At 45.6% G+C, this 22,883-nt stretch carries 22 protein-coding genes; 8 read left to right on the top strand and 14 right to left on the bottom strand.

Annotated elements, in window-relative coordinates; translation table 11 throughout:
* The first annotated feature begins 256 nt into the window (after positions 1 to 256).
* The 4 genes from MHI01_RS23075 (at position 257) to MHI01_RS23060 (ending at position 3,595) form a co-directional block, all read left to right on the top strand.
* A complete protein-coding gene (locus tag MHI01_RS23075) occupies positions 257 to 1,033 on the top strand; it encodes an ABC transporter permease (protein ID WP_036606839.1) in 777 nt (258 codons plus the stop codon).
* Positions 1,030 to 1,830 carry an ABC transporter permease gene (locus MHI01_RS23070; RefSeq protein ID WP_340984216.1) on the top strand — a complete coding sequence of 267 codons (801 nt, stop codon included), beginning with the start codon at positions 1,030 to 1,032 and terminating at the stop codon, positions 1,828 to 1,830. The genes MHI01_RS23075 and MHI01_RS23070 overlap by 4 nt, the downstream gene beginning before the upstream one ends.
* A 22-nt stretch (positions 1,831 to 1,852) precedes the next feature.
* A complete protein-coding gene (locus MHI01_RS23065; RefSeq protein ID WP_340984895.1) occupies positions 1,853 to 2,821 on the top strand; it encodes an ABC transporter ATP-binding protein in 969 nt (322 codons plus the stop codon).
* Positions 2,822 to 2,917: 96 nt separating this feature from the next.
* Positions 2,918 to 3,595: a succinylglutamate desuccinylase/aspartoacylase family protein gene (locus MHI01_RS23060; RefSeq protein ID WP_282320190.1), complete on the top strand. Its 678-nt coding sequence runs from the start codon at positions 2,918 to 2,920 to the stop codon at positions 3,593 to 3,595.
* Between the two features lie 86 nt (positions 3,596 to 3,681).
* On the opposite strand, the gene MHI01_RS23055 is transcribed toward MHI01_RS23060, so the two are convergent.
* From MHI01_RS23055 to MHI01_RS23030, 6 genes are all read right to left on the bottom strand, one after another.
* Positions 3,682 to 4,737 carry a serine hydrolase domain-containing protein gene (locus tag MHI01_RS23055; RefSeq protein WP_340984215.1) on the bottom strand — a complete coding sequence of 352 codons (1,056 nt, stop codon included), beginning with the start codon at positions 4,735 to 4,737 and terminating at the stop codon, positions 3,682 to 3,684.
* 165 nt (positions 4,738 to 4,902) lie between these two features.
* Positions 4,903 to 5,304: a MerR family transcriptional regulator gene (locus MHI01_RS23050; protein WP_036606833.1), complete on the bottom strand. Its 402-nt coding sequence runs from the start codon at positions 5,302 to 5,304 to the stop codon at positions 4,903 to 4,905.
* Positions 5,305 to 5,329: 25 nt separating this feature from the next.
* Positions 5,330 to 6,808 carry an alpha/beta hydrolase family protein gene (locus tag MHI01_RS23045; RefSeq protein ID WP_282320188.1) on the bottom strand — a complete coding sequence of 493 codons (1,479 nt, stop codon included), beginning with the start codon at positions 6,806 to 6,808 and terminating at the stop codon, positions 5,330 to 5,332.
* 168 nt (positions 6,809 to 6,976) lie between these two features.
* Entirely contained in the window at positions 6,977 to 7,420 is a 444-nt protein-coding gene (locus tag MHI01_RS23040) for a FixH family protein (RefSeq protein ID WP_282320186.1), read from the bottom strand.
* 19 nt (positions 7,421 to 7,439) lie between these two features.
* Positions 7,440 to 7,889 (bottom strand): disulfide oxidoreductase, encoded by a 450-nt coding sequence (locus MHI01_RS23035; protein ID WP_047841622.1) that lies wholly within the window; start codon positions 7,887 to 7,889, stop codon positions 7,440 to 7,442.
* Positions 7,890 to 8,077: 188 nt separating this feature from the next.
* Positions 8,078 to 9,700 (bottom strand): copper amine oxidase N-terminal domain-containing protein, encoded by a 1,623-nt coding sequence (locus MHI01_RS23030; RefSeq protein ID WP_047841683.1) that lies wholly within the window; start codon positions 9,698 to 9,700, stop codon positions 8,078 to 8,080.
* A gap of 337 nt (positions 9,701 to 10,037) precedes the next feature.
* Here MHI01_RS23030 and MHI01_RS23025 point away from each other — a divergent pair, with 337 nt between their 5' ends.
* From MHI01_RS23025 to MHI01_RS23015, 3 genes are all read left to right on the top strand, one after another.
* Positions 10,038 to 10,244: a hypothetical protein gene (locus MHI01_RS23025; protein WP_017692174.1), complete on the top strand. Its 207-nt coding sequence runs from the start codon at positions 10,038 to 10,040 to the stop codon at positions 10,242 to 10,244.
* 203 nt (positions 10,245 to 10,447) lie between these two features.
* Positions 10,448 to 11,554 (top strand): stalk domain-containing protein, encoded by a 1,107-nt coding sequence (locus tag MHI01_RS23020; protein ID WP_340984214.1) that lies wholly within the window; start codon positions 10,448 to 10,450, stop codon positions 11,552 to 11,554.
* 191 nt (positions 11,555 to 11,745) lie between these two features.
* A complete protein-coding gene (locus tag MHI01_RS23015) occupies positions 11,746 to 12,021 on the top strand; it encodes a WXG100 family type VII secretion target (protein ID WP_076212874.1) in 276 nt (91 codons plus the stop codon).
* A 56-nt stretch (positions 12,022 to 12,077) separates the two neighbouring features.
* Here the strand turns inward: MHI01_RS23015 and MHI01_RS23010 are convergent, their stop codons facing one another.
* The 7 genes from MHI01_RS23010 to MHI01_RS22980 form a co-directional block, all read right to left on the bottom strand.
* A complete protein-coding gene (locus MHI01_RS23010; RefSeq protein WP_340984213.1) occupies positions 12,078 to 12,347 on the bottom strand; it encodes a DUF4176 domain-containing protein in 270 nt (89 codons plus the stop codon).
* A gap of 37 nt (positions 12,348 to 12,384) precedes the next feature.
* Positions 12,385 to 13,044: a hypothetical protein gene (locus tag MHI01_RS23005; RefSeq protein WP_282322270.1), complete on the bottom strand. Its 660-nt coding sequence runs from the start codon at positions 13,042 to 13,044 to the stop codon at positions 12,385 to 12,387.
* Positions 13,045 to 13,098: 54 nt separating this feature from the next.
* Positions 13,099 to 14,061, bottom strand: coding sequence for a hypothetical protein (locus tag MHI01_RS23000; protein ID WP_340984212.1), 963 nt, complete (start codon positions 14,059 to 14,061; stop codon positions 13,099 to 13,101).
* 45 nt (positions 14,062 to 14,106) lie between these two features.
* Positions 14,107 to 14,895, bottom strand: coding sequence for a hypothetical protein (locus tag MHI01_RS22995; RefSeq protein WP_340984211.1), 789 nt, complete (start codon positions 14,893 to 14,895; stop codon positions 14,107 to 14,109).
* Positions 14,896 to 15,134: 239 nt separating this feature from the next.
* Positions 15,135 to 17,093: a hypothetical protein gene (locus tag MHI01_RS22990; protein ID WP_340984210.1), complete on the bottom strand. Its 1,959-nt coding sequence runs from the start codon at positions 17,091 to 17,093 to the stop codon at positions 15,135 to 15,137.
* Positions 17,094 to 17,314: 221 nt separating this feature from the next.
* Positions 17,315 to 18,367 (bottom strand): hypothetical protein, encoded by a 1,053-nt coding sequence (locus MHI01_RS22985; RefSeq protein ID WP_340984208.1) that lies wholly within the window; start codon positions 18,365 to 18,367, stop codon positions 17,315 to 17,317.
* Between the two features lie 89 nt (positions 18,368 to 18,456).
* Positions 18,457 to 20,175: a DUF6138 family protein gene (locus tag MHI01_RS22980; protein WP_340984207.1), complete on the bottom strand. Its 1,719-nt coding sequence runs from the start codon at positions 20,173 to 20,175 to the stop codon at positions 18,457 to 18,459.
* A gap of 454 nt (positions 20,176 to 20,629) precedes the next feature.
* Here MHI01_RS22980 and MHI01_RS22975 point away from each other — a divergent pair, with 454 nt between their 5' ends.
* On the top strand, positions 20,630 to 20,872 hold the full coding sequence (locus tag MHI01_RS22975) for a DUF7662 domain-containing protein (RefSeq protein ID WP_340984206.1): 243 nt from the start codon (positions 20,630 to 20,632) through the stop codon (positions 20,870 to 20,872).
* Between the two features lie 312 nt (positions 20,873 to 21,184).
* Here the strand turns inward: MHI01_RS22975 and MHI01_RS22970 are convergent, their stop codons facing one another.
* Positions 21,185 to 22,837, bottom strand: coding sequence for an extracellular solute-binding protein (locus tag MHI01_RS22970; RefSeq protein WP_340984204.1), 1,653 nt, complete (start codon positions 22,835 to 22,837; stop codon positions 21,185 to 21,187).
* Between the last annotated feature and the right edge of the window lie 46 nt (positions 22,838 to 22,883).

Raw genomic sequence — 22,883 nt, 5'->3', positions numbered from 1 at the left:
AGCACAAGCCCGGCGGTTTATTTAAAATTTGAATATTTCACATTGTAAACGTTTGCGATACTACGTCTCAATTATAAATGAATGGACAGACCGTTGTCTTGTGGCGCAATCATGAACACCCCTGTTAATACCATTATTAGCTAAAAAAATGTCTTGCCTGTGAAGGAATAAATTGGTATGCTGTTGTCCTTCTCTCTTTTTCGCCTTGACTGAAGTGAACGGAAACGCCGTTCAATCCACTTATCGGAGGTGTCACATGCTTTATTTCACTCTGGCTTCCAAAGCCTACTCCCGGAATCTGCAATACCGCGGGGCACACATGGTACATAACTTGGCAAGCGCCATGTTTGGTTACATGTATGCCTGCCTCTGGATCGGCATCGGGGCCGACCATACTCTCGGAGAATATGGGACACAGGGGATGATCAGTTACATTGCGTTCACGCAATCCTCTCTCTGGATCTCGGGTTTTCTCACGAACGGATTGGGTATTCCCTTATCCGTCAGGACAGGGCAGATCGCACTGGATCTGATGAGGCCTGTTCATCTGTTCACCCACCTGATGGCACGCGAATGGGGGCAGATTGCCTACCAGTTCGTGTACAAAAGTATTCCGATCTACCTGCTCTTCTCCATTGTCTTTTCCCTGCATTGGCCCTCAGACGTTTCAACACTATTCTATGCCGCACTTGGTCTTGCCGGCGCCGCATACTTATCCATCTGTATGAACTACATCATTGGTGCCACGTCGATGTGGACCACGGAGTCCTCTTGGCTTCACTGGGGCAATCACGCGATGATGAATCTGCTGGCTGGTTTTTTCATTCCGCTGGAATGGCTACCGAACTGGCTTGAACAACTTGCCTGGATATCACCCTACCCTTTCCTGCTCTATGTACCTACCCGAATCTATCTTGGTTTCGAAGATGGCTCCTTGTTATGGGGAACCTTGCTTTGGTGTGTCTTTATGACGTTGATCTGTCTTGCGATTACCCAAGTGTTACGTCGTAAAGTGGAGGTACAAGGCGGATGAAGCGAACTTCCTGGTTCAATTTATATAAAATGCTCATTCGAACAAGCATCCGCAGTCGGATGCAATACAAGTTCAATTTCATCATGGCGTCCGTACTGGCCGCTTTAATTCAGATCTCCGAGTTTCTGATGGTTGCTCTCGTGCTGCACAAATTCGGAGCAATTAAAGGCTGGTCCCTCCATGAGATCGGTTATCTCTTTGCCATCATGACGTTATCCAAAACACTGTATCGGACATTCGGTAATGAGGTTCACCATCTGGAAAAATATCTGGTTAATGGTGAGCTTGATCAACTGTTAACACGTCCCATGCCCGTATTGCTGGCACTGCTGCCGCAAAACTTCCGCATCATGGCTGGAGAAGTCCTGCAAGGCGGGTTCATTCTCTGCTGGTCATTGGCAGGCATGATGCATATCGGACAGATTGGCTGGATAGCCATTCCCTTCTCCCTGTTCATTATCCTGACCGGTGCAGTCATTCTCTTTTCCATAGGACTTGCTACCGCCACACTCGGATTCTGGACCACACGTATCGAGGAATTACAGACGATCACTGAGGATGCAGCACGAACAGCTGCCCAATATCCGCTAACGTTATATCCCAAATGGATGTCTGGCATTCTGCTAACGGTGATTCCGGTGGGATTCGTCAACTACATTCCGTCACTGTACCTGCTACGGGGTGAAGGAGGAGCGTGGATTCTTGTTGCTGTGGCGGCGGTTGCCGTACTGAGTTTGGCTGCAAGTCTGCGTTTCTGGCAATTCGGCATGACCAAATATCAAAGTACAGGTAGCTAAGGAGGCGTAACGAATCATGAACATGATCACAGCACGGCATCTGCAAAAGGAATTCAAAACTCCTGTTATTCGCGAAGGACGTTTCTCAGGTCTACGTACGTTATTTTCACGTGAGTATGTGTCCAAGGAAGCGGTACGCGATATCAGTTTTGATATCGGCCCAGGGGAGTTTGTGGGTTACATCGGTCCGAACGGGGCTGGCAAGTCTACCACGATCAAAATGCTGACAGGTATTCTGCACCCAACCTCGGGTGAGGTAAGGCTTGACGGTATGAACCCGCATCAGGACAGGCGCAGGACCGTTGGTCGACTGGGCGTTGTGTTTGGACAGCGCAGTCAGCTCTGGTGGGATCTGCCCGTGAAAGATTCATATGATATTCTAGCCGAGATGTACGGTGTCAGTGCCGAGGACAAAAAGAGACGGCTGTCCCAGTTCGCCGAGCTGCTGGACCTTGAATCGTTCTGGGCCACGCCTGTCCGCAAGCTCTCGCTTGGGCAACGCATGCGTGCCGATCTCGCAGCTTCCATGCTGCATGATCCCGAACTGCTTTTTCTCGATGAACCAACGATTGGACTGGATGTGAACGCAAAGCGGAACATTCGTCAATTTCTACGAACATTAAATGAAACGTTTGGCAAAACGATTTTGCTGACCACACATGACATGGACGACATTGAGCAGTTATGCAGCCGGGTCATGGTGATTAACCATGGTCAACTGACATATGACGGTACGATCTCGTCACTTCGCGAAACCATCGGACTACCTACGCTGATTCGGGTAACGTTCCGAGGAGCGTTTCACATCCCGGATGTTATATCGTCCGCGATACATATTACAGGAGTGGAAGGGCAAATTGTCACCGTCGAAGTGAACCGGAAGGAATGGAGCACAATGGACATTCTGAAACAGTTGGAGCACTGGGGTGAGATTGAAGATGTAGAGATGAAAGAACCCGATTTTGAAGATATCATTCATCGGGTGTATTAGTCGGCCCATCTTGTGAGGAAATAGGATGAAGACCTGTTCTTACGCCGTTACATGAAAGAGGGACATGGCGTACTGTAATAACGGAGGTGAAGCGTCATGCTTGTGACCAAACATGTCCTTCTAGCATCCACCGTACACGCTACTCCCTACTTCATTGTACGTGGCATGATGCCGGGACCCGTGATGTTCATTACATCCGGGGTTCACGGGAATGAAACGGCGAGTATGGCCGCTGCGCAAAAACTCGCAGATGATATTGCGACAGGTCGTCACGCCATTCAGCGAGGGCTGCTAATTATCGTGCCACGCGTGAACCAACAAGCCTACGCTAAGAAAATCAGAGGCAAGCCAGATCTGAATCGTACGTTTCCACGCCGTATGTCAGGCAAGGCCAAGCATCCGCTCGCTGCGGCAGTTTTTCAGCTGGCGCGTGAACATCGGGCCGACTGGTGGCTCGATCTGCATGAAGCCAACGGCCTGTCTCAACTGAGTTCACGAGTGCTTGGACAGACGTTGATCACTAATCCCGGCAGTCAGACGATTCCAGCTTGCAGAAGAGTTATCGAACGGATGAATCGGTCGATTGCCATTCGTGATCGTCATTTTAACCTCAAGCAACATGAATTGCCGGGATCTGCCCGTACAGCGGCTTCAAGACTATTACAAGCCCGTTCCGTCACAGTGGAGACCTGTTGGAGTCTGAAACGCTCGACCCGTATCAAGTATCAGACGAAGATTGTGCACCATTTTCTGCGTGAAGCGGGTATGTCATGATCAAGACTATTAAGATAGAACGAAAAAAACCTCCAACAGAGAGCGCCGAAGTACATCCTCAGGTGATCTCTATTGGAGGTGTTTTTTTATCTCTGCATCATGGCTTCCAGTATTTTATTACCCACAGGGTCCAGCGGCATAAGTGGATAAAGGTCTTTTTTAGTTATAAACTTGAATATCGCATCCAGATACTCATCCACAATTGAGGCTGATCCAAAACAATAATTGGACAATAATACGATGCCTATACCCTGTTCCTTGTTTAAGGCTAAATAACTGCTAAAACCAAATGTCCCCCCATTATGCCAGAGAATATTCTGATCTAAGAGCTTATCCTTATGCCATCCTAAATATAAGTCCGAATCTCCAATCATTATAGGAACATGACTTTTTTGTATTGCAGAGGCTATCGGATGATCATCATTAAGGTTGGCCTGAACAAATAAACTCATATCGTGAACAGATGACTTGATCGCCCCAGCCCCTGCATGTACACTAAGATCCCAGTGAGGCATCTTTTTCCCCGTTGACGTATGTCCGTCCACAAATCTGCCATTCTGTTCTGCATTCAGCATAGCTGCTGTCTCCGTCATGTTTAATGGACCTGTGATATATTTTTTCAGCAAATCATCATATGTACTTCCTGATACTTTACATAGGATATAACCTAGTAAGCCCACGCCGGTATTGGAGTACTCAAATGAACCCATCTGATCCGTATAGTCAGCATCTGATAAAAAAGCAAGTAAATCATCCTCCGTATAATCTGAATACGGATTCAATCGGTTTTTCGTGGGGTTCAGATTTGTGGCAAGTCTAGGCAATCCAGAGGTATGCGTAGCAAGACTTTTTAAGGTAACCTTATTCAAATAATCGTTTTTAGCGTTGTATATGTACTTGCCAACCGTGTCATCCGTAGAAAGCTGCTGTTCACGTTCCAATTCTAACAGAAGGATCGATGTAAAAACTTTGGTTACAGAGCCGATTTCGAACAACCTGTGTTCAGGAGAAGCCACGCTCTTCTTTTTGGGATTGCCCAATGAATGATATTCGATATCTCCCTTTGTAATAACGCCAATCTCAAGATGCAGATGTTTCTTTCCTTTGATGTAATCGGATACAAAACCTTGCAAATCCCTCATAGAAAATGTTACTCCTTTTGTGGTGTGAGTTTCATTATTGAAATTTTGAAATCACGTTAAACACCATTATGTATTGGCAAACTACACTATGTATTCTTTCTAAATCTCCGATTCCCTGCTCGTTAGTCAACTCCTGTTTTCTGCTAAACAGGAAAAGAGCCGCGATTACGGCTCTTTCTTTTGCACCCTGAACGATTGAATATAATTGTCGATATCGTCCTCCGGTGTATGCAACAGTCGTGCCAGATTAATCTGCAGCTGTTCCAGATGGTCAATATGCTTCTGAATGTCAGTGATGCGTTCGCGTACAAGGGTTTTTAACGTTTCCTTTTCCATGTCTTCCTGACTGAGTAACTGTAACGTATCCTGTATTTCCTTTAGAGAGTAACCCAGCGACTGGGCATCCTTAATAAATTTAATCTTCACCAAATAATCCTCAGTATACACCCGGTATCCGTTGGAGGAACGACCGGGAGCGGGCAGAATCCCGCTGTCCTCATAATAACGGAGGGTTGCCATACTTACACCGGTACGCTTAGCCAGCTCTCCTCTTGTCATGGTTTCCATAGATACCCTCCATCCTTCTGCTGGGTTATTCCGCTTTTTGGTGACGTAGCTTGGTATACTTGGTATCATAAGTGGCCTCAGGGAATTTAGATGAAGGGCCTTGCAACAACGGCTGCTCCTCCCCCTTCAAATAATGATCAAAGAAGGCCAGCGTATAGGATCTGGTAATATCCACATTATGTTCTGGCGTCATACCTCTGGCAAACATTTTTGGTGAAATTAACGAAATATCCGTAAAGCTTTGATGAAATAAATTCTCCACTGTCAGATAATAGGTATCATTAAGACTGTTTGACATCACCCGATCCAAATCAGGCTCAAACTCGGGATAAAATACTTTATCCTTGGCAGTGGCGTCCGGGTCCAGACTTTTGGCTGTCCCACCCGACATGATATACATAAACGGCTGTTTCAAGGCTGTTGTGGATACTTTACCCCAGAAACCGCCTTCCAAACTAAGTCCTGCTTTGAAACGGTCATCCTGAGCCAGCGCTTCCGCCGTGGTTGCACCGCCGTAGGAGTGACCAAAGATACCGACAGAATCCAGATCAAGCTTGCCTTCGAGCAATTGATTCGGATCATATGAATTCCACTGTGTGAGAGTGTCCAGTACAAAGCTTGCATCCTCTGCACGAATACCTATACCTTTTATATTATATTGATATAGTTCTTTGGAGGTTGGGAAGTCAGGGTCCGGCTGATAAGAAGCGACATCGCCATCCGAGAATGTAACTTGTGCAGATGTATACGGATGGTCGATACCAACCACAATGTAGCCGTTGCTCACAAGTTCCTCAATCGCGGTCATACTTTGAAAGCGAGTAGAACGTATCCCTGGTGAAAACAGTAAAACAGGATACTTGCTCTGTGCGGCAGATACCTCGGCACCTTTAACAACATGCGTCGGAATCGTGTCAAGGTAACTGAATACCACTGGTGGAATACCAAATACCAGGCTGATCGCCTCTCCCAATTCGGCAGGATAATGCTCTAGCGGCAATCCTTTGGCTGTTTCCTGATCTACAGGATACCAGACATTGATCATGAGTTCCCGCTTGTCGCCCGGTTCAACCGATTTCGTTTCTTCCCGGGAATCATCCGTTAACTGCTGCGAAAAGGTTCCTATGGCAAATGAACCCGTCGATTCGGGCATCGTGAATGCAGGGAATAACGACGTCAACACCATTGTACCTGCACTAAGAGCCAGCACCAGAATGGATGCCAAAATGGTTTTGAACCACGATCGACGTTTCTGTTTCTGTGTATTCTGAATATTGCGCCGTGACTTCCATAATTGAACGGACAATACAATCAGTAAAACAAAGGCCACGATATAGGTAGGCATCAACTGCAAACGAAAATGATCCATTCCCCCATGCAAAAGGATAGCCAGTGCCAGTGCCGACAACGTACCGCCCCCCACTACCCGATGTTTGGGAGCCACCCAAATAACCACTGCGCTAATAACTGTCACGATTACCAAAATCCATTCTAAAATTCTCATTATTCAGCCTCCAATGTTTCTTGATAAAAAAAGAATAAACCTTGAAGTATACTTCAAGGTCAAGGCTGAATATATGCGAAAAATCGTAGACACACTGAAACACCCGGTAAATATACCGTACCACTTGGAAGAGCTTGCACGGTATATTCATCGGGTGAACTACAACGATTACTCCACGGTTACCTTTGTTCGAGGCATGGTATGCATCGCTCCTGAGGTTACATGCGCCTGAACGACATACACTCCGGGTTCCTGAAACGCATGTTTTACTTCATATACACCATCGCCTATAGATACAGCCTTCGTCGCTCCTCGAGATTCAAGTTCTTCGGCACTCATCATTCCTTGATCGAATGAAGGGGCTTCGGGTTCATCCTGCTCATTCCATACCTGAAACTGCACATGATCCGCATCATTTACAGGCTGTTCTCCCTGTGTCAGCTTGATCTGCAAAGCGACCTCTTCATTCACTTTTGCCTTATCCGGCATCATGAGTTTCACCCGGATCATCTCCGGCATCTCCCCAGAAGCAGATTGCTCCTCATAGGAGCAGCCAGCGACCAAAAGGATTAACACCAGGAAGGGCATGAACCAACGAGCTTGTCCGCTCATCACCATCTATCCTTTCTTATTAAGAAGATTTTGGTGTTTTGCCGATACCCCACAACATCACGATGATGATAATAAAGGCGATCAGTGCCAGTAATGGAATCGTGATGAAACCAAACCAGTTCAAATAGTCGGTATAACATGGAACCTTACCGCACGCGACGGCATTACCTGTAGCCGAAAAAATACGCTGGATCGTTACATGATATAACGAAATGCCGCCACCGACGAAACTAAGCGGGAGTACGTATTTGGTGATGCCCACGTCATCCTTAAAGTAGGCAATGCCCAGCAAAATCGTTAGTGGATACATGAATATGCGCTGGTACCAGCACAGATCACATGGAAGAAAGCCCTTGATCTCACTGAAATAGAGACTCCCCCCTGTTGCGATAACGGAAACGGCCCAAGCGACAAATAACCGGGTATCCACATTTCTCGCTGGACGCTCCGATTTTGATGATGTACTCATTCCTCTGTCCCCCTCTTCATTTTGCTTATACCAAATTATCATACATCATTCTAGACTCCATCGGCTATTCAAGCTGTTATGTAGGTCATTACTCGATGATTATACCAAATATTTGAACTTTTGGGTGAATACAAAAAAGCTGCCGTATGGGGCAGCTCTTTTTGTTTTAATCTTGTTTCACTCTACTATTACATCGATTTCGTCAGCGTAATGGAGCCATCTTTTTGTGCCCATTTCACGTCCCAGTTCAGAAGTTCAGCAATGAAGCGCAGAGGCACTTGCGTACGTCCATCTTTATTTACAAATACCGTTGCACCCACGTTTTTCTTCACACCGTTCACTTCCATAACGTTGTTGTTCACCCAGAATTCAAGGGTATCATCGCCAGCCATTACCGTTACTTGTTGTGCTTTTTTGTCCCATTTCACCGTTGCACCGATACCTTCACTCAGGAAACGCAATGGAATGTATGTTGTGTTTTTCCAAAGCACTGGTGTGGTATCCATGTTGGTTGTTTTATCGTTAATTTTCAGCATTTTGCTGTTCAGTTGCATCCACACCGTTGTCATTTCTGGCGCTGGTGCAGGTGTTGCTGGCTCTTGGAATTTGTCGTTGAATTGAGTCACAATTGCGTTACCCAAGGCTTGACCTACACCAAACATCACTTTGAAGCCTTCACGATTCGTTGTGTACGAAGCATCATAGTTACCTGCTGCATATTGATTCAATACGTTTTGTACTTGATTTTCATGCGTTGTCAGCGCTTGTTGTCCTGCTGCTTTTGGCAGATTGCCAGCTGTTGCCGAATCCAGGAATGTAGCGAACTCTGTTGTAAATCCAGCAATACGTTTCTCTACTGCTACACGAGCGGTAGCATCGTTGTTTTTAACAGCTTTTACATAGTCGCTTTGTGCGTTAACGTGGTTCGTTACCCAAATTTTCTCGAATGCATTGGCACCATCGTTACCGTAAACGGAAGCAATCGCTGCTTTGAAGTCAGTTGTGTTTCCAGCTTCAGCTGTAACCAGTGCGTTGGAAGCTGCTGTGCGTCCATCAAATTCCTCTTGCATTTGCAGAGCCGAAAGTGCAAAGTGCTCGGAAGCCAAGTGGTTGAGTGCAGATCTCAGATCAGCTGCTTTTGTATCCGCTTTGGTATTTTCGAATTTCTCAGGCATTTGTGTCGTAATTGCTGTGGAGAGTGCTTTACTTACGTCGAACATTTCTTTGAAACCTTCACGGTAAGCCTTGTATGCATCAGCGTAATCTCCAGCTACATACTCATCAAATACTTTTTGCACGAGATCTTCATGTACTTTCAGCGCCTGTTTGGCTGCTGCTTTTGGCAACTTGCCTTCGGTAGCTGTGCTCAGGAATGTGGAGAACTCATCCACGAAACCGTTGATGTTTGCTTGTGCTTGTTTGATTCCAGCCTGGTTGCCCATTTTGGTTGCTTTCACCAGATCATCTGTGTATTTGTTATGAGCGCGGAAGATGCGTTCGAATTCTTTGGCACCTGCGTCACCGTATAGGGAAGCGATTGCCGGTTGCATATCCAGTGCATTCTGGTCGAGTGCTTTGTAGGCTGCATCTGCATCTTTTGCTCCGTCATATGCTTTGGCCATTGCCGTTACTGCGAGTGCAAAGTGCTCGGACAACAGGTGGTCCAGGTTTGCTCTCAGGTCAGCCGCAGGTGTGTTCACGGATGCTTTCATCATGGTCATTGGTGTCTGTGGTGCGGCAGCTGCTCCAGCGATCCCCGGCATCAACAGTGTCAAGCTAAGTACAGGTGCGATAAACTTCTTCATTTTCATTTTCATTACGTGTTCACTCCTCGATTATGTTGTGTGTATAATTTCTTTCCTCGTCGTCGTCTTCATAGGGTGTAACGCAGGGTTCTCTATTCTGGATCACTCTGTGGACAAAAAAAAATTCACAGCCTTCAGTGAAGAAAGCTGCGAACGCCTGTTATATCAAGGTTTTTTTGAATTAAAAAAATATAAAATTGTAGTGATCTTTCCGATCCAAGACCACATACATACTGTAATATAGATACTTCATTTTCCTTTATTTCTCAACTAAAGCTTACATCAAGGGTTATCCTGAAGTACAATAAGGACATATCATATTATTCGCGAAGGAGGTCCTTTCATGACCTGGTTGCCTTATGTTTTAATTGTGGGTATCGCCTTGTTTGGAGGTATTGCTACCATGATCATCGGAAATTCCAAAGCCAATCAGACCAGCAACCCCGAATATGACCGCCGCACAAAGCAAAACCTAAGCAAACTTTCCTATGTATACGTTGGTGCGATTGTCCTTGGTTTTGGCGGACTAATCCTCTATCTTTTTAACTAAAATGTTTCGATTCGGCAAAGAATACGTTCAAACACGCCAAGCAGCTTCAGTTTTTGTTCTACATTCTCCGTATATATACACATGTTTACAAGTTGGAGATAATTCAGAATTATTCTGGATATGTTCGGGGTTTAATATAAAGCCATAAGGGACAGCGAGCCCATTAAACAAAACTAACCCCCAACTTGAAGGAGAGATATATGATGAAAAAAAACATGAAGAAATCCGTAGCAACGATGATGGTACTGGGCATGACATTAACAGGAGCAACGGGTGTATTTGCCGGAACGCAACTGGAGAAAATCTCTGCATACCTTAACCATGGAATCAGCTTTAATGTCGATGGCGCGGCTTACTCACCAACGGATGGCAATGGCAACAAACTTGCTCCAATTACTTATAACAACTCTACTTATCTGCCCGTACGAGCACTTGCCGATGCACTGCATGTGCCTGTATCCTATGACGGCAAAAAAGGACAGGTCATTATCGGCCAAGCAACAAGCAATCCATCAGCTTTGACAAATGTAACGTATAGCGCAGCACAAAAAGAGGCGATTCAAAAAGCTTTTGCACAATTCGATGGGTTCGAGACCGCTTATGCCCCTCAGCAGATGATTGCAGGTGACACGTTCAAAAGTGTAGGTGCGGGTGGCGACGGCGTCAGTTTTGTTTTCAACCATATGAAAGTGGATGTGTCTCCAAGAGATTATTCGGACGGTTATACGAGCAAAGACGTGAAACTGTCCAATGGTGTTATTGCCAAATGGTACACACCAGATCAAACGGGCATGCTCACATTCCAACTGGATGATCGCTACGTTACCCTTAGCTCCCCGGATCATAAGCTGAGCCAAGCTCAGTTGCAACAAGTCGCTGTCTCTGTTCAAAAAGCCAACAGCAACAATGATCAAGGGATCACTGCATTTGCAGATGTGAACTATAGCAAACAACAATTGGATAACATTCGCAAAGCATTTGCGAAGTTTGACGGGTTCACAACAGCCTATGCCCCACAACATATGGTTGCTGGAGATACGTTCAAAAGCGTAGGTGCGGGCGGTGATGGTGTAAACTTTGTTTTTAATCGTATGAATATAACGGTATCCCCTAAAGATTACTCGTTCAGCTATGATGGTAAAACGGTAAAACTGCCTAATGGCGTATCAGCCAAATGGTATACACCAGACCAAACGGATATGCTCACATTCAAGCTGGATGATCGTTATGTAACCATCAGCTCGCCGAATAACCAATTGACTCACACTCAACTGGAGCAAATGGCGGTATCTGTACAAAAAGTGAAATAAACAAAAAAAGAAACACACATCATTTCGGTCCCGCTCTATGAGCTGGGGCTGATTTGATGTGTGTTTTGTCCTATGTAAGACACGCTACACTGATCTGAAAACAAGGCTTTTGTCCAGCTTCATTTTGAAAAAGATGGGGTTATAATGGAATATACATTATCTTATGCAAGAAGAGAAACGGAGTGGACCTCATGAACCAGCGTATTGATCTGTCCCCAGAAGAACTGCAACAACTTGCGGGTGAGTTCAATAAGGCATCCCAGAACGGACATGATATTCTTACCCAACTCAAAACGATGATTGATCAGTCTGAGGGACAGTGGGAAGGGGAACGCCAGCGAGAGTTTCTCGGGCGTATGAATGACAGCATGACAAACATCGGTCATTATTTGCGCGGTTTACAGGAAACCAGCACCAGTCTTCAACAGACAGCGACGCGTTTCCGCGAAACGGATCAGTCACGTTAGGACTGATCCGTTTTTTTTCATTTCCTCATATGTAGAACCGACCTTTACAACTCGGGCTACTTACGCTCCAGTTCCGCCGCAAATGCCTCTTCCTCCTGATCCACATACCCTCTGAAAATGATCTCTTCGATATCTTCATGATTGAATACATACGTATAATCCGGATTAATGTAACCCTCAGGGTATAGACAGCCAATATAATCAAATTGACGGGGTGGTTCTGTCATTAACATCTGCTTGCGTCCATAGATGACAAGCTTCTTGGTGCCTTCTTTTAAACGAATAACAGACCCATTCGGCAGAAACGAAGCTATATTTTTTTCCAAAATGATCGCCCTCCTTAATTATGTCTCTATCCTGCAATTACCCCTCTGATTTGTTCATAACCTGGCGAAGCCAGTAATACCGATGCAAGTCCATAATGAAGTGAAACACGACAAAGGCCAGCATAATGTATACACACATCAGCACAACAGCCACAGTCTGCTGCGTAACAAAGGCCAGTGAAATATTGGCCAGAAGATATGCTCCGCCCGTAATCATCGTTAATGTGGCAACAGGCATACCCGGGCTTTTATCCCCTTTTTTCCGCTGAGGGGGCTGCCGTAGCTTACGCAAACGAAACTTCACGTATTGAAACAAGGCAAAACCATATACTGCAAATGATCCAATGGCGTACCAAGGTGTCGTCAGAGCAAGTGTCCCGTAGGCAAATTTCTGTATAATCACCATAAATCCCACAGAACAAACGATGCCAAATACCCCTCGGAACAATACATAATTCAGTTGGAGTCTGCGTGGGGCAGCAATAAGGGCAATCGCCCATATATTCATAAAGACTAGCGGTGGCACGAGAATATACGCATACATAGATTGGAACGGGACACTGAACACGGGAATGAGCAGAAATACGTTAAGAAAAAACAGAACCAGCGTACCTACACTCAGTCGAATACCATCTGCCGCATAGATGACCAGATAGTTCTCAAATGTTTCCCTTGGGTAAAGAGTGCCTTCATACATTGTAGAAACAACGACGTCACGGGCCGAGGGTTTTGAACGTTTTTTGTTCGCCATTTATTTAAACCACCCCGCCACTGTGGACCAGGCTTTCTTCGCACCATGCTTAACAACATCCTTCACCGAATCATCCTTCCCGTCACCGTCCAAATCCATATTCATCGTAACCCCTTCAGCTAGGTAAGTCAGACCTACGGAAACGCCCAACCCCACTGCACCTACTGCAAGCACAGGTGCCGCCGCAGGCAAGATGGCCGCAGTCAACAGCGTTGCACCTACCGTTGTTGCACCGCCTACGACAACATTCCCAATGATATCACCAGCAATTTTGTCACTGCCCGCGTTCTGATTGATGTTCTCTTGGGTATCTGTAAACACGTCTATTCCCACACTTGCCCAGCCAAGCTTGTCTGTCAAGGCCGATTTTACGGCATAACCAGGCTTGATCATAGAAGCTACTTCTTTAATCTGAGGAGTAGCCGTTCCATTGGCAATTTTGGCTTCGATATCACGCACATAATGGATTTTGTAATCCCTTGGTCTGCCGTTCGCAGCCTTATTGTCTTTAACTGAATCATAGCTCTCACGGACCAGAACGCGAGGAGAATTCCGATCCAATTGAGCCTTGATCATATAACCGTTCTTCACGCGATAACCCAATCTGGCAACTGCCGCTGCTCCTGTCAATGTTCCTACCGTGCTCCCAGGGCCATCAAAAGGAGCGAGTGGATTAATACCCGTAAGCCCAAATGTCCCCCCTGACTGATCCTCCTGTTCCATCTTCTCACGGGTTGTCTTTACATATGCAGCCAGCTGCTGCATGCTCTGTCCAGCCGTCTGAAACCGATGCTGATGTGTCTGGTACAGACCAATAATAGTCTGTCGATTCCCCGACTGCCAGGCAGCTCCCTGAATGGCATGTTGGAGAACACTGTCCACCTGTTGCAGTTGTGCCGTCACCTGTTCAATCTGCTGTGCGAGTGAATTCAGATAGTCTGACTTCATGACAATTTTGGTCAACTGGATTCCCCCTTAGTTTACATATATGTATGACTCATATCGGACTTAAACTCCGGACAGTACGGATAATGAACGCGTCGTTAGCAGAAACAGGCTTTGCACCAGTTCTTCTTCCGTTATCTTGAAAGCTGTAAATAGACCATTCTCTTCCCCCTCAAGGAACAACCAATTACCGTGGATACTACCTATAAAATAAATGGTTTGCGGCTGTCCTTCCTGTCCTCGGGTGTACACTTCATACTGCCCCCACTTCTCCAGCGTGGCAAAGCCTTTAGCCAATGTCTGCATCAAAGTCTGATCCAGATGCCGGTCCTCTTGCAAAATAGATTCGATCATCTCCAGCGCTGAATCGACCGCCAACGCAGACAGACGCTGCAACGTTTCTACCTGCATGGGTGTACGAATTGTATCCTGTGATTGAGGGTTCACATTGGAAGCTAATGGATCAGGTAGTTCAATCCGATTCCCAATGACCTGAAACATTTTTTCGAATTCGTCAAAAGAAGTGAGTAGCGCCTGATCTTGTGCAGGTTCCCAGACCCACTCAACCATCTGCATGCCTGACAAAAATCCATAGGTCACCGATGATTTCCCATCTGTTGCACGCAAATCTAGTCTGGTTATTGCACTACTGAGCTTACAGCCTGTAAGCAGGTTGTATATTTGCGGGTCTATGGTGATCTGTTGATTGTCCAATTCAATAATACCTTCTTCAACAAGACCTGTGAGAATTTGTTCATAGCTATGCTTGGCCTGTTCACCCTGTAATGGAGGGTCTTTCAGATCCATGAGAAGCTGATCCGCTTCCGGAATATTCATCAGTTGGAACAGCAACAAGGCCTCCCGGCCGCAACACTGAAACGATGTATATGAAGGCAAAGTCATTCCCCTTTTCCATGCTGTCAATTTAAAGAGGTCGGCGAAAGATTCTATTCTTTTATTGTAAAAGGAACCTTGGCTGGGCTCAATGCGCCCCCACTCCTGATCTTAAGCCATTAGGCCTGATTATATTTACCCAAAAAAATGAAAAAGGCACAGCAAAAATGATGCTGTACCGGAACTGCTTATTTTCTTTAGAATTTATTTTTATCAAATGGTTCTGGAAGCTTTAAGGAGTACACCATCGTTGATTTTCCTTCTTTCACGGGAACAATCACGTTAAGCGCACCATCTTGTAACATGTTTTCTGGAATCTTGGCTGTGCTAAATCCCCACTTCCTCTCAGGTATGTCCGTTAAAGATACTTTCCCGAGCACCGAAGTGTAGTCTGGATTGATGAACAGCAACTCTGTAATTGAATCTTTAGAGGAGGAAATGGTCAATGTTCGATCAAAATTAAGCACCACACCATCAATTCGGTCTGGCACAGCTGATTCCATCGGCCTTGTATTTACCGGATCTAATTGGTAACTCTCCCCTACCCGATCCATCCATCGTGCTCTTGCATGAAAAGGAAGAATTTTGGAATCCATGGCTAGATCAGTTCCCTTTTCTTCATCGCTCATGCTTAATTGTTTGTTGTAACCAGTTGCTTTTGTTTCCGACACTTTGAGCCCCAAGTCCTTACTCCACTGACCTAAAGGAATAAAAGTCTGATTGTATAGCGTCAACAATTGTTTTGAAGGTTGATTCACACTGGAAGAACGCTGACCACGAGTGAAGGTGAGCCGATCCTTCCCGAGATTATATTGAATATGAAATGCTTTAGTGAATTCTTCTAAAGGAACATAATGCTGACCTTCCATATAGAAGGTGGGCTGCCCTTTATACTCCAATACACCCTGATCAGACTTAATAGCTACAGGTTCCATCGGGAAAAACACATTAGAGAACTGAAAAGAATTCCAATATTTTTTCCAGTCACTGTACGTACCATAATTCAATTTAAGATGTTTATTTTCTGAAATAACATATAAGGATGGCGGGTAAGAGCCTGGATTGGAAAAATACTGTTCAATAATATACTCATCCTCAGTAATCCACTGGATACTTTCGGTACGAGCGCGATAAGGAGAATCATAGGAACGAATCCGCTTAAGGGTCTTCAAATCATAGACTTGTACCTTGGACGACTCCATTTTACTATCCAGACCGTTCTCTGTGACCAGAACCAATGTTTTTCTTTCGGGTGAGATAAATGATTGCACATAGCCCACTCGCTCTTTAATCAGTGTAGTTTTTTTGCCATTTTTGGTTACAACCACAGTCCAGTCTGATTTCCGATCCCTCGTGTTGCCTTGAGAAACATTTAGATGAACATCTGCACTTACCTGAAAAGCTTTAGTAGACAAGCCCGTCTTCTGGTCGGGCTTCATCCACAAGTCGCTTACTTTGGCCTTCTTCCCCTTTATACCGCCATATTCAAGATAGTGACAATCTAAAGTATCTGTGCAATAAACCCCAAAATTACGGGTTTGTGGAATCGGTGATACCACATATTTGGTATCTGTAAAATCCCTTTCCAGCAAAAGCTTTCCGCGAGTGTATACTTTTTTTCCTGTGACCATGGAATAGTAGTTGGATTTAGGTACGTTTTTCTCATAGATCGTATAATATATTCCGATTTGAGGTTCCAAGTGGATACGGTTTTCACCCTCATGGACCTTGCGAAGTGTGTTCGAGCTATAGTCATACTCGTACAAAACGTAATAATGCTGCTTATCATCCGTGGCATAATAAGTTATGTATCCTTTTAACCCTGCTGGTGTGTCACTAACGATAGGATCATACTGATGGGAAGTTGTCGTCAGACCGGTATGTATTCTAGGGAGAATAGCTGGATCGGTAAAATGGTACTCATTTTCTTTGAGTTCACCAGTATCAAAACTCGTTCGAAGCGTAGTCACGGTCACCTCCGTGCCTCTGATTGCAAAACGAATGTTATGTTGCACCCGATCTGTGGATGAAATGGATCGCTCTGCGTTCTGAGCCGTTTGAGTTATTGAAGTGGACGCTGAGACTGTGAATTGCGACATGCTGAGTATAAAAATTGAAACTAAACTGACGATGAGCCATTTGGATACTCTGGACATACTTAACTCCTTCTCTGTGTAATGGATTTGGTTGAGACTCGTTAAGTATAGAACTTTTGATCTAAATATTCATTACTTTTTCTTCCATCTTCTGGCCCTAATGGAACATTCCAAAGGACAGCGACAGATCTATTCATTTATCTGTCAACTGCCCTTTAGAATTCACTAAATCTCTTTCTACGTATGGATGCTACCGCTTAATAGCTGTTTCGGTTAACCCATCAAACCTTTAGTTCAGCCAAACGAACAACCCTGCGATAGACCATCGCATCCATCAAATCCTCCCAGTCGAGTTCACTGGCATTAACGTCTCGATAATAGACCGCAGCAGCAGGCAAGAAACCAACCAGCGGCCCTGTTCCACCACATATCAGGCTACCACCGTCTCCGCCTTTGGGCATCACATCTCCAGCCGAATCGAGCGTAAGCTCATACTTGTAGGGGTCTCCGGCAAATTGCACTCCGAAGAAATTTGGCATTTCCAGATCATAAGGACGATCATCCTTTTCTTCAACCCGTACAGAGGCCGTCTCTACCGATCCATCCACAATTTCATCCACGCCTTCCAGACTTCCAAAGTGCTTCAATCTCATCGTATAGTCGAAGCTGTCACCCCAGGAAAATAACGTGCGACAACCGCCGCCATAGATATACTCCCATTCGTCTTCAGTCAGCAAACCAAAACCCGCCGCAGCTTCCTCCCTCACAACGTCTTCCAACTCTATTCCTTCGTTGAACCACAGGATTCGGACTTCATTCTCACTTTGGCGAATCAGACGAAACTGTTGATGCAGTTCATATTCACGGATCTCCGACTGCTTAAACTGCTCCAGTGCTGAAGGGAAATCAGGATTTTCCTGTGCAAATGCTTCCTCCTTGGACACTTCAATCCAGCCAAGTGAGATCAGTTCGCATTCAACAAGCATCGGCGCAATGTTGACCGTTCTTACAGGCGACATTTGACTCGCCAGAAACGAATCCACGTCCTCCACACCATACTCACTGACCGTTTCATGCAGGTCGGCTGATGTCTCTTCGTTCATACCATGCTGCCAACGATCCCAGCCGAGTGTTACTTGATCCCCAGGCACAAACACAAATCTCAGCCCATCCTCCGTAAATACACCTGTCTCTATTCGCTGACCAAACCGTTCAAATGTCTCGAGACCCTCATATACCATACCGTCTGGTAACTGACGAACAAGCTTACGCATCCAAGCCTCTTTGTCCTGAGCATTCAACCCCTGCCAGATGTCTCGTCTCAATGCTTCCATAACTTTCTCCACCCTCCTTATGCACATTCACTTTTCTAAAATGCTTTACTGGCTGGCACAGCACAATCTTACTTGTGTTGTTTACATTTTTATTTCTCTGCGGCCTGCAAAAGTTCCATCAATAATTCCTTCCGTCTTCCCTCGGCCTTGCGAGCAAGCGTTGAGAGCTTCTCCACTTTGCCAAAGATCGGATAGAGTACACGTTCCGCTTCATAATGCTCAAGTTCTTGAATTTGTCTAACCAGCAGTTCGAGTATTTCCTCATTCTCCAGTTCGGGCTGAATCTTCAGCTTCAGACTATCGGTCGAACGACGCAAGCTGGCGACTAACGCAGGTATGGCTTGAGCCGTGACACCCTGTTGTTCTACAAATGCCGCAATGAACTTATCCTGAATCAACTGATGCTCATCATCCACTTCACCCATGTAATATTCAACCAACGGGAAATACTGCTCATCCACAAGCCCCAGTCCAAAGGTTGCATAACTGCCCGGCATACAGCTTTTCTCTCCCTCGGTATCCTCGTAGAACTCAAACTCCTGGATAGCCTCACGCGCATACTCTTCCAGAAGTGGATGCAATTCCGGGTACTCCAGTGCATTGGCAAAGAATCGGTGGGTATCCGACTTCGCGAGCCCTTTGATCGGCAAATACTGCTTTACGCTGGACTTGAGCTTGATCTTATAACTTTTCGGAAAGCCCTGTTTCAATAAATGAGTGATAAAGGTAAGTGCCTGTTGATAGGCACCAGCCCCTTCCTTACGAATGTGAATGGTCATCAGAGCAAATACATCATTTGCTTTGCATTCTACTTCTTCCGTTTTCACATGAATGTCGTCCTTCGCATACGTTCCGCTACCTTCTGTCATCATACGTGCCGCACGTTTGCTACCGAGTTGCTTCGCGAGTTCCAAGAAAGTCAGACCTCTGGGTTTGCTATAACTGGGCTCAAAACGTAGAATCATGACCGCCGCATATAATAGCAGATCGATTGGTTGAGTTTCGGATGTTTGCGCCTTCCCAGGCTCGTCCAAATGTTGGCCTTCCTGTGTCTCAACGTTCGACTCCAGTGTTGCTCCGGGCTTTAGTGAATATTCATTGGTACGATAAGGCGAAGACTGAACATTATAATACTGTGGCAAAAACTGATTCTCCGCCCATGCCGTCACCGCACGAGTTATCTCACCACGATGTTCCGCAAGTGCCTCCGGACGACCCTGATTCAACTCTTGAATCCGGTCATACTGTCTGGTGGTCCATGCTACATCCAACTCCGGGAACAGCTTTGGATCGAGCAGATGACTTGTCAAAAAGAAGGAATCCAATGGCTTCGTTGGATATGTACTGTTCTCCAGATTCTTGTCTACATAGGTATGAATACGCTCAAGGAGCAGCTTTCTTTTCTCTTCGTTTATCCATTCCAATAAAGTCAGTTGCAGCATACCTTCGGTTGTTGGGAATTTCCCTCGTAAGGTGAAGCGGTAGTCAATCAACGGAGTATCTGCCAGCTTGTCCAATCTTCCCTGAACAACCTCTACAAGCTTAGGCCCGATCTCGTTCCGTACCTGTTCCTCGGTAAAGACTCCTGCCTGCTTTGATTTCACATCATCATCATCCAAACCCAGATCCAGGCTGTCTACCATGGTCCGTCCAGGTTTGTAATCCAGTACAATATCATTAAAAATACCCATTTGCAGTGTGGTTCGCTTCACAACACTTTCCAAGTCATCCCGCTTTTCCTGTTCATCAAACCATTCATGGATCGTCGTAATCATCTCTTCCATCGCCTGATCATAAAGTGTACTCATCTGATCTCCTGCCTTCCCATGCATCTTATGATGTTCATCAACCACACTTGAACCTCTATGAATCCCGGATCAATCCGGGACATCTATGTTATAAATACGTATTGATGTTCGTATATTACCTATTATTTTACTCTCTCAAGTACACCCGGAACAATAAGGCTTACGCACGGTTGTTTGCGGGGCGTGTCTTAGAACTCCGAAAGGAGCAAATTTTGCCGAATTTTTGTTCCAGGCAAGGAACTTTTTTGCAGGCGTACCGGGGTACGTCAAGAGAAAGTGACGCAGCAGGGGGCGAAAAGGCGGTGAAAGATGCCCTTAAGTGAGATTTAAGACACGCCCTAGTCAAAGAGATCTACAGATTCCTTTCATATCTATGTATGCTCTCGGCATGCCCTCGCTATAGTCATCCCCACGTTGTATAATCATTGTATTCCTTTTCAGGAGGTCTGACTAAATGAGCTACAGCAAATACTTCCCCTTGGAAAACTATTTGAATCAAGTTTCAATCACCCTTACATATGCAGAGCTTGAGGAGATTCTCGGATTTACGTTACCCCCTACAGCGTATAATCGCGAACAATGGTGGGTGAATAATTCTAATAATCATACACAGGCACTATCCTGGTTAAATGCCGGATGGAAGGTTGAGAATGTGATTCTAGGAAAACAAGTAACTTTTGTCCGCTGCCAGTCATAATCGATCTGTACGATATAGATTGAACTAAAGGTTATTCACACTTACCACTCCAATGACAGAACAACCTTCCGATCACTGTTATCCCCAGATTTTTTTCATTCACTCTTACAAAGGTAAAAATCTATGGATAAAGGCGACCGCTTCGCTTCTTCAGGTTATTTCTGCCCTCTTCGTTCTCGTGTGAATGTTTTAGTTCAATATATATAGATTATTGGTATTCACTTCATAGGTTCTATTTTTCCATAAATGTTATTCGAGACAAAAAAAGCAGGGTAGACTGATGAATTCATCAGTTCTCCCCTGCTTTTTAAATTAATTAACTGTCTTATACCACTCGTTCACTTCGGCGGTAATATCATCCCCGCCCATAGACTTCCACTTTGTCACAAACGCATCAAATTCCTCAATGCCTACCTGACCATAGATGATCTTGCTGAACGTATCTTTCTCCAACTTGTCGATTGCGTCCTTCTTCATTTTCATCGTCTCGGTTGGTGCCCCGGTGAACTTGCTCTTGATCGCGTTATCTTTATTCGCAACGACCACCTCAGCGGCTACAAACACTTCCGGTTTGTTGGCAATTTTCGTATTTTTCTCAAAAGGAGTCTCCGGTTCCTTGCCCTTCGCAAGTTCCGCCAGCGTATCCATCATGAGATTCGGAATCCGTGCACCATCATACGTAATCGTATATTTGAGTGGTGATACGCCGTCCTTCACTTCAGCTTCACCAACAACTTTGCCATCCACGATGTCATAGTCATATCCTTGTGCGAAGCCATGTTCGAACTCGCTGCCCACTTCCGGGTTGGCAAAGTTGTCGAATAGATAATTTTGATATGTGAAGAAAATCTCCGGGTTCGCCATGTCTTTGTTAATCAGCACCACCCCGTTACTTGCACCAGAACCATGCTGGTGGCTCTCACCTGTTGGCCCCGTAGGTAAAGCAATGGCCTTGTACGTGGCACCATCCACATTTTTCTTCACATCATCAATCGGCCAGTTTGGCATCCAGTGTGGTCCCACGATAATGCCAGCTTTGCCTGCGGTGAACAGTTCTGCTGCCTTGATCTCGTCATAGACACCCGCTTCTTTGGGCAGGTAACCTTTGGACAACCAATCTTTCATCGTTGCTAGACCTTCCTTCACACCTGGCTGGATGGAGCCATATTGCAGTGTGCCGTCTCCAGCATCATTCCACTGTCCAGGCATCGTGTTGTACATGCCGAAGATCCAGCCGGATTCCGTCATCCAGGTATTGAGCGCATTTTTCATGCCCACGGTCAGACCATACGTATCTTTCTTGCCGTTCCCATCCGGGTCCTGATTCGTAAAAGCATCCATGACCGTAACCAGCTCATCCATGGTTTTTGGTTCTTCCAGTCCCAGCTTCTTCAGCCAGTCTTCCCGAATGAACATGACCGAATCGCCGTTGTACGCATAATCGAAAATCGGAATACCGTAACGCTCGCCCTCATACATGTATGGATACCATTCCTCGGGTGCCGATTCGGATGCCTGTTTCCATGTGTCCGAAGCATACTTGTCAAACAACTCGCCTGCATTCGCAAATTTGCCGGACTCAATTAATTCCCGGACCAGATTGTAGTCTCCCCGAATGGAGACGATATCCGGCAGTTCTTCGTTAGCGGACAGAGACAAGCGTAATTTCGTGTAAAATGCATCATTGGTAACCGATACAGCCCACGGTGTGGTCAGATCGATGCCAAGTCGTTCCTTAGCCCATTTGGTATGCACATTGTTCTGTGCCGTTTCCCCATTCTTGAACTTCGTGTCATCATTCCAGGCCCGCAAATAACTCATCTGAACCGCCGGTTCATACTTCCCGTCTTGCAGAGCAAGTGGTGCAGCGGCTTCCTTCGCCGGTTCTTCCTTGGCCCCCGAACTACAGGCTGTTACAGCAACCATCGTGATTGCGAGCAATGCCGTCATCATTTTTCTATACATGAACTAACCCCTCCTCAGGTAACTTGGATACCCAGATGTGCCAAAT

It is taken from the genome of Paenibacillus sp. FSL M7-0656, from assembly GCF_038003225.1.
Lineage (GTDB): Bacteria > Bacillota > Bacilli > Paenibacillales > Paenibacillaceae > Paenibacillus > Paenibacillus amylolyticus.
This window is presented reverse-complemented; position numbering and strand designations above follow the sequence as displayed.